The 4,867-nt window shown below is 70.0% G+C and carries 4 protein-coding genes and 1 rRNA gene; 2 read left to right on the top strand and 3 right to left on the bottom strand.

What is annotated here, in order from left to right:
- Nucleotides 1–147 precede the first annotated feature (147 nt).
- Nucleotides 148–264: ribosomal RNA gene (rrf, locus tag ACH427_RS06555) — 5S ribosomal RNA — on the top strand.
- 74 nt (nucleotides 265–338) lie between these two features.
- On the opposite strand, the gene ACH427_RS06550 is transcribed toward rrf, so the two are convergent.
- A complete protein-coding gene (locus ACH427_RS06550; protein WP_398868300.1) occupies nucleotides 339–1,310 on the bottom strand; it encodes a hydroxyacid dehydrogenase in 972 nt (323 codons plus the stop codon).
- Between the two features lie 112 nt (nucleotides 1,311–1,422).
- On the opposite strand from ACH427_RS06550, the gene ACH427_RS06545 reads away from it, so the two are divergent.
- Nucleotides 1,423–1,959 carry a GNAT family N-acetyltransferase gene (locus ACH427_RS06545; RefSeq protein ID WP_398868270.1) on the top strand — a complete coding sequence of 179 codons (537 nt, stop codon included), beginning with the start codon at nucleotides 1,423–1,425 and terminating at the stop codon, nucleotides 1,957–1,959.
- A gap of 30 nt (nucleotides 1,960–1,989) precedes the next feature.
- Here ACH427_RS06545 and ACH427_RS06540 read toward each other — a convergent pair whose 3' ends face one another.
- Both ACH427_RS06540 and ACH427_RS06535 read right to left on the bottom strand, forming a co-directional pair.
- Nucleotides 1,990–3,462 (bottom strand): type VI secretion protein, encoded by a 1,473-nt coding sequence (locus ACH427_RS06540; RefSeq protein WP_398868269.1) that lies wholly within the window; start codon nucleotides 3,460–3,462, stop codon nucleotides 1,990–1,992.
- A gap of 3 nt (nucleotides 3,463–3,465) precedes the next feature.
- Nucleotides 3,466–4,867: ATP-binding protein (locus tag ACH427_RS06535; protein WP_398868268.1), on the bottom strand; the 1,402-nt coding region annotated here is incomplete at its 5' end.

Genomic DNA, 4,867 nt, shown 5'->3' with positions numbered 1-4,867 from the left:
GGTTGATAGGCCAGGTGTGGAAGACCGGTAACGGTTGGAGCTGACTGGTACTAATAGGCCGAGGGCTTGTCCTCAGTTGCTCGCGTCCACTGTGTAGGTTCTGAAGTAACGACCGTGTTGTTGTCCGGTTGGTTAACTTCATAGTGTTTCGGTGGTCATAGCGTTAGGGAAACGCCCGGTTACATTCCGAACCCGGAAGCTAAGCCTTTCAGCGCCGATGGTACTGCATGGGGGACCGTGTGGGAGAGTAGGACGCCGCCGAACAAATTTTGATGAAATGCCCTGGTGGGAACTCCGGTTCCTGCCAGGGCATTTCTGCGTTCCCGGACACTTTTATCTCACGCGAGCCGCTCCAATTGGTCGGGCGTCACCTGTCCGAGCAGCGGCGCCCCGCGCACCAGCCGTGCCACCTCGTCCACCGCGTAGACCCCGAGCCGGCGGGCCTCGCTGCCCTGTGCGCCGGCGATGTGCGGGGTGACCAGCACATTCCGCAGCTGGAGCAACCGGTGCCCGGCAGGCAGTGGTTCGGGGTCGGTGACGTCGAGGAAGGCGTCGAGGCGGCCCGAGGCGCATTCGCGGGTGAGGGCTTCCGTGTCGATCAGCGAGCCGCGTGCCGTATTGACGACCGTGCCGCCGTCGGGGATGAGTGCGAGGTGTTCCGCGTCCAACAGGTGGTGTGTTTCGGGCAATTGCGGGGCGTGCACGCTGACGATGTCGGCCGCCCGGCAGAGGTCCGCCAGACCGACGGATTCCGCCCCCAGGCTCGCCGCTTCGGTCTCGGAGACGTATGGGTCGTGCAGGAGGAGCCGATATCCGACGCAGGAAGCGCGCAGGCGGCCCATGACGCGGCGGCCTATGCGAGAAGCGCCGATGATGCCGATGGTGCGGCCGTCGGAGCCTTGCCGGTCCCGGAAGGCGGGCCAGCCGGACTCATAGGCCGCCGCGGTCGAGAGGGCCTTCTTCGTGGCCAAGGTGATGGCGGCGAGGCTGAAGTCGACGACCGGGCCGGCATTGGCCCCGGCAGCGGAGGAGACCGCTATGCCGCGCTCCCATACCCCCGCCGTCACCAACTCCTTTATCGATCCCGCCGCGTGGACGACGGCCCGCAGCCGGGGCGCGCTTTCCAGCACATCCTCCGTCAGGGGCGGGCACCCCCAGCCGGTGATGAGTATGTCGGCGCCTTCCAGGGCCGCACGGGCCTCCGGAGTGGTGAGTGGTCCGACGAGTGTGCCGAGCACCGGAGCGGCTAGCTCCGCGAGCCTGGCCCGTAGATCCGGGGGCAGGACCGCCGCGGCTTCGTCCGCCCCCATGGCTATGACTACGACCATCCCCCGTATACCGTTCACGCGCTCTCCCCTGCCCCCGTGGCAAAGCGGGAAAACTGATTTGCCCAGGCCGTGGACGCAGGTTGACCATCGGCAGATGGAGCATCTGATCAGAACCGTGCGGCCCGACGAGTGGCGGAAGGCCAAGGAGTTGCGCCTGATCGCACTCTTCGACCCGGCCGCGCCGATCGCCTTTCTCACTACCTATGACGAAGCTGTCGCCCAGCCCGACGAGTTCTGGCAGGACCGGGCGCTTTCCACCTCCTTCGTCGCCGAGGGGCCGGACGGCGCATGGGCGGGAAATGTGACTGTCCTGGTGGAACTGCCCGGCACCGAGGGTGTTTTCGGGGCCCCGGCGGTCGTGCCGCAGACGCATCTGGTCGCGGTCTTCGTACGTCCTGAGCACCGTGGCACGGGCCTGACGGAGGCCCTCTTCCGGGCGGCGCTCGACTGGTCGTGGGGGCTTGCGGAGCCCCGTATCGCTCGGGCACGGCTCTATGTGCACGAGCGGAACGCCCGGGCCGAGGGGTTGTACCGGAAGCTCGGTTTCGAGCGGACGGGCGTCACCGTGCCGATGCAGGGCGATCCGTCGTCGCTGGAGTACGAGATGGCGCTCGCCCGGCCGGCTGTCTGATCCGTACGGGCGGACGGGCGCGCGGCCGCGTCATGGGCCGGCCTGCAAGGGGCGGCCCCAGCGGGCGCGTGCCTGTTCCTCCGAGCGCAGGAGGGCGAACGTCGGCAGGCCCAAGGACTCGCCCTCCGCCAGGAGGCCGGGCAGGGCGGGCACCGGTGCCACCGCCGCGACGTCGTCCAGGACGAACGTCAGTGGTGGGTCGAGCCGACCGGCAGATGACCCTCCGGCCATGCCCCGGCCGAGCTCGACCACGCTTGCGACGAGTGCGGTCAGCAGGGGCATCGCACCCGGGCGGGTGCGAGGATCCTCAATCGCCTCACCCACCACGTACAGGGTTCCCCCTTCCGCGATGAATGATTCCCACGCGAGCGCATCGGCTCGATTGGGATTGCAGGCGTCCCGAATATGGATGGACGAAAGGGAATTGAGGGTCCGACTCGTCAATTCTTGTGCCATATCCCGGCGTTCCGGATGACCCGTCAACGCCGACTCCAGCTCGCCCGCCGCGCCGCCCGCGGCCTTGGGGTGCGTGCGGAGGATCCGTACGGGCTCGTGTGCCCCCGTTCCCTGGGCCCAGCGGTGCACTTGGCGGAACGGGCGGCCGTCCACGGCCGCCGCGTGCAGCCAGCAGCGCAGCAGGGTCTCCGCGGTGTCGGCCGTCGCCGAGTCAAGGGCGCTCAGCGGGCGCACGGGCGCGAGCAGCGCGGCCGCGCGCGTGGCCGCCGTGTCGCGGATCTCGCAGCCGGCGGTGGGGGACCAACGGAGGCGGCTGGGGGTGTCGAGGAGGTGGCTCGGGTCGAAGACATGCACCGGGCCGAGCTTGGCGCGGGAGTCCTTGGTGTCGGCCCACAGCTCCGGGTCGCTGGTGGTCACCAGCACGGGCCCGGCCGCCTCGAGGATCGCGCGCGCCGCCGCACCGCGCCGGTCGGTGCTGTGGACGACGCGCGGCGGCGGGGCGTCCGCGGCCGGTGCGGGAGGTGCCGCGGTGGGCTGCTGCCGTTCGGTGGGCTGGGGTGGCACGGCGGCTGTGGCCGGCGGGGGCCCGGCCGCCGCCGGGGAGGCGGCCTGGGAGCTCGCAGGGGCCTCTGTCGGGGCTTGTGCGGCCACCGGCTTCCCCGTGGTCGCCTCCGCGCGCCGTCGCGCTCGTACGGCCCGCCAGCGGGTCCACGTGCCCAGCACGAAGACGCCCAGCACGACGAGCGCCAGCAACTCGCCGATGAGCAGGCCCCAGAAGAGCCCGTACCCCGAGAGCGCGGTTGGAGGGGTGTCCGGCCAGGCGGCCGCGAGATCGTGCGGCTGGGTGGCCAGGTGGCGCAGGGCCACGGGCGTGCGGTCCAGGCTGACGCCGTCCGGCCAGTCGCCATGGGCGGCCAGGCCGGCGAGGCCGGTCGTCACCCACACCAGCAGGGTCAGGCCCAGCAATAACGCGATGACGCCAACCAACAGGCCGTCCGGAATGCCACGTTCGGGTCGGCGCTCTCCGGTGGGGTGGGAACCGCTCATGGGTCAGGCCACCGTCGACTCGGAGCCGTACGCCCCGTCGGCCAGCTGTGCCTCGATGGCGGCGGCCGCGCGTTCGGCGGCCGCCGCCTCCGCCGCGAGTTCGCGGGCCAGGTAGTCCTCGCCGTTTTCGGTCATCGCGCGGTCGGTGAAGACCAGCGGCCGCTCGGCGTCGGTGATCAGGTGCTTGACCACTTGGACGTTGCCGTTGACGTCCCACACGGCGATGCCGGGCGTCAGCGTGGGGATGATCTCGACGGCCCACCGCGGCAGGCCGAGGACCCTGCCGGTGGCGCGGGCCTCGTCGGCCTTCTGCGCGTAGATCGTGCGCGTCGAGGCCATCTTCAGGATCGCGGCCGCCTCCCGCGCGGCCGCGCCGTCGACCACGTCCGACAGGTGGTGCACCACCGCCACGAACGACAGGCCCAGCCGGCGTCCGAACTTCAGCAGGCGCTGGAAGAGCTGGGCCACGAAGGGCGAGTTGATGATGTGCCAGGCTTCTTCCACCAGGAAGATGCGCTTCTTGCGGTCAGGGCGGATCCAGGTGTGCTCCAGCCACACGCCCACGATGGCCATCAGGATGGGCATGGCGATCGAGTTGCGGTCGATGTGGGAGAGGTCGAAGACGATCAGAGGCGCGTCGAGGTCGATGCCCGCCGTCGTCGGCCCGTCGAACATGCCCCGCAGGTCACCGTCGACCAGCCGGTCCAGCACGAGAGCGACGTCCAGGCCCCACGCGCGCACATCGTCTATGTCGACATTCATCGACTCCGCGGACTCGGCTTCCGGGTGGCGCAGTTGCTCGACGATGTCGGTCAGCACGGGTTGACGGTCGAGGATCGTCTCGTTGACGTACGCGTGCGCCACCTTGAGCGCGAAGCCGGACCGCTCGTCCAGGCCGCGGCCCAGGGCCACTTCGATGATCGTGCGCAGCAGGGCGAGCTGTCCGGTGGTGGTGATCGAGGGGTCCAGCGGGTTCAGCCGGATGCCGCCGTTGAGCGCGGCCGTCGGGTCGAGCCGGATGGGCGTTATCCCCAACTGCTGGGCGATGAGGTTCCACTCGCCGACACCGTCCTCGCCCTGTGCGTCGAGGACGACGACCTGCCGGTCGCGGAAGCGCAGCTGGCGCAGGACGTACGTCTTCTCCAGCGCCGACTTGCCGTTGCCGGACTCGCCCAGCACCAGCCAGTGCGGGGCCGGCAGCTGCTGGCCGTACAGCTGGAAGGGGTCGTAGATGTAGCCCTTGCCGGAGTACACCTCGCGCCCGATGACGACGCCGGAGTCGCCGAGGCCCGGGGCCGCAGTCGGCAGATAGACGGCCTGGGCCTGCCCGGTGGAGGTCCGCACGGGCAGCCGGGTGGTCTCCACCTTCCCGAACAGGAAGCTGGTGAACGCCTCGGTGAGTACG

The sequence above is a fragment of the Streptomyces sp. NPDC020379 genome, assembly GCF_044387105.1.
Taxonomy (GTDB): Bacteria; Actinomycetota; Actinomycetes; order Streptomycetales; family Streptomycetaceae; genus Streptomyces.
Note: the sequence above shows the minus strand (reverse complement) of the source record. Positions and strands in the feature narration are given on the sequence as shown.